The following is a 2,328-nucleotide window of genomic DNA, read 5'->3' on the forward strand; positions in this document are numbered from 1 at the left end:
AGGGGGAGCGGGGGCGCGAGAAGCGCGAGGCCGCCTCGGACTCGAAGGTCTGGTGGCGGAACTTCATTTATCGGGTCAGCGGCATCGTGATTTTATTGTCGACGCCGGCGATGGGGGCGTATTTATTCCTGTTCCCGGACGACCTGCGGGAACTGTGCGACCGCTGGAACGCCCTGTTTTGGCTGGAAGGCACGGCGGCGTGGGCGTTCGCGGCGGCGTGGCTGACGAAGGGCCGCGCGATCGGCGCCGAGATCGCGTTGGACCTGCTGGGCTTGGTGGAGGGCCGCCTGCCGCGCCCGCTGCGTCCGTCGGGGGGGCGTTCCCCCGCCGAACGTGTCGACGGATGACCCGTCGCGGCCCCCGCGTTCCCCTTGCGGTTTGTTTCCCCAGGCGGTCGTCCTCGGCGGCGGCGTTGTCGTGCCGGGGCGGCGCACGCACAATCGGTCGCTGGCTTCTCCTTCGACACGCTTTCCGCAATCCGCTCCGATGGCCGACGACCCCTGGGCCGACGATTCCCGCGACCGCGACCGCGACGACTTCGCTCGGAACGACGATTTCGCCCGCGACGACTTCGGCGACGCCGACGACGGCCCCCACGCGGATCTGGGCACCTACGCCTCCGACCGCGAGGTGGAGGCGCCCAACCCCAAAAAGGGGGTCGGCACGGCCGTGAAGGTGATTGTCGGGCTGCTGGTCGGCGGCGGGCTGCTCGCCCTGCTGTGCTGCGGCGGGCTGTTCTGGGAACTGAGCGCCAGCGGCTTCACCAACCCGGACGTCACCCCCGCCGGCGTGCGGGCCAAAACGGATGAGATGCTCGTCATCGACATCCCGGACGACTTCACCCCCGAGATCAGCATGGGCGGGGAGATGCCGTTCGCCCGCTGGATGGGCGACTTCCGCATGGACCTCGCCGCCTACGGCGTTCCCGGCGGCGGTCAACTGATGCTGATGAAGCTGCGCATCCCGAACGAGGGCGGCGACCGCCAGCAGATGGAGGCCCAGATGCGGCAAAGCATGGATCAGAACAGCAACAACAACGGCGTGCGGGTGGACGTGACCACCACCGAAACCCGCACCCTGACCACCGCTGACGGTCGGGACGTCGAGTGGCAGTTCAGCGAGGGCACCGGTCGGAGCCAACAGGGCGCCGACCTGGGCGCCTACCACGAGATCAAAGGCACCTTCGCCGACGGGACCGACGTCTACATCCTCCAGTTGATGATCGCCGACGACGAATACGACGAGGCCGAGATCGTCTCCATGCTCGAAAGCATCGAACTGGTCGATCCCCAGACCGAACCCGTCCCCGCCGGCAAGGAACCGGTCTTGGAGGAGGCCCCCGTGACGGACGGCGACGCGGCCGAGAGCGACGTTGTTGAAGGTGACGCGGTCGAAGGTGACTCGGTCGAAGACGACGCGGCGGAGCTGACGAACGACGGGCCGGGCGAGTGACGGACGACGCTCCGAACGACCCGACGCCCCCCGGCGCTGATTCTCCCGGCACTGATTCTCACGTCGGCGACCCGCCCGTGGCCCGCACGCCGGATGCGGCGTTGGCGGCGGCGTCGGACGCGCCGGCCGACACGCAGGCGCGAATGTTCGCCTGGATCTTCGGCGCCGCGGGGCTGTGCGTGCTGGTCTGTTGCGGCGGCGGGCTGAGCTGGGCGAACGGCGTCGAGAAGGAGGACGACCCGCAGCGCATCCGCGAGATCACCGCCGCCCTGATCACCGCAGAGATCCCGGAGCGCTTCGAGCCGGAGCAGGCGCTCGGCGTACCCCCGCCGCCGATCGTGGGCTGGTTTAGCGACGGGCGGACCGATCTGGTGGACTACGCCTCAAAGGGCGGGGGGCGGCTGATTCTGTCCCGCCGCACGAACGACGATGCGGACCCCGCCGCCGTCGCCGCCGCGGCCGCCACGGATATGGGCGACCCAGACATGGGCGCCCCGGACGATCCCGACGGCGCCGGCGCCGGCACCGGCACCGGGCAGGTGCGGACGATCGTCACCCGGGCGGGGTTCGATCTGCCGGTCGCCTTCGGCGCCTCGCCCGCGACCGCCGCCGACATGGCGCCGCGGCCCGGCGATCCGGAGCCGGTCGTCAAGGCGGACGGTTCGACCGCCCCCGCCGGCCCGATTCGTCGGGTTTTCGGCGCCTTCCGCGACGGCGACGTCACTTACATCGTGCAGATCTCCCTGCCCGATCGGGAATACGACGAGGCGGAGATCATCGCGTTCCTGGAGTCGCTCGCCCCGGCGGACGAGTAGCGACAGTGCCTCACCTGTACTCCCCTCGCCCCCAGTTGAGGAACACCGGGGGGAGAGGGGC

The 2,328-nt window shown here is 70.1% G+C and carries 2 protein-coding genes and 1 pseudogene; all 3 read left to right on the plus strand.

The genetic code is table 11. From position 1 onward, the window contains the following. Positions 1-347, plus strand: a pseudogene (locus tag LzC2_RS21135) (hypothetical protein); the annotation flags it as partial. A 139-nt stretch (positions 348-486) separates the two neighbouring features. Continuing rightward, positions 487-1,452 (plus strand): hypothetical protein, encoded by a 966-nt coding sequence (locus tag LzC2_RS21140; protein WP_171190002.1) that lies wholly within the window; start codon positions 487-489, stop codon positions 1,450-1,452. After that, positions 1,449-2,267 (plus strand): hypothetical protein, encoded by an 819-nt coding sequence (locus LzC2_RS21145; protein WP_171190003.1) that lies wholly within the window; start codon positions 1,449-1,451, stop codon positions 2,265-2,267. Before LzC2_RS21140 ends, LzC2_RS21145 begins: the two co-directional genes overlap by 4 nt. Positions 2,268-2,328 lie beyond the last annotated feature (61 nt).

It is taken from the genome of Alienimonas chondri (genome assembly GCF_013036045.1).
Lineage (GTDB): Bacteria > Planctomycetota > Planctomycetia > Planctomycetales > Planctomycetaceae > Alienimonas > Alienimonas chondri.